Origin of the sequence: Burkholderia sp. GbtcB21 (assembly GCF_019091065.1) — a bacterium.
GTDB lineage: Bacteria > Pseudomonadota > Gammaproteobacteria > Burkholderiales > Burkholderiaceae > Burkholderia > Burkholderia pyrrocinia_C.
The window spans coordinates 1-237 of record NZ_JAGXKA010000459.1; the positions used below are offsets into that span (position 1 = coordinate 1).

Genomic DNA, 237 nt, shown 5'->3' on the forward strand with positions numbered 1-237 from the left:
CACCGGCGGGCGAGCAGGGCGCAGGCAGCACGGAGGCTTCGGCCTGTCGTATCGCGGGTATCGGGGTTTCGGCGCTGGTTCGGCAACGGCAGGTCGGCCTGGGAGGGCTCGCTCCACGCCGTCAGATGAACTCAGCGCACCCCACCCAACTGCTCGTCGATCGTCCGTGTCAGCGGTGACTCGACGTCGCCGGGATGCTTCGTCTGGACGGGTTCGATCAGGACGATCCAGCATTCG

General features: G+C 67.5%; 1 pseudogene. It reads right to left on the reverse strand.

Annotated features, from left to right (window positions below):
* Positions 1-131 precede the first annotated feature (131 nt).
* A pseudogene (locus KVT39_RS38350) lies at positions 132-237 on the reverse strand (cupin domain-containing protein); the annotation flags it as partial.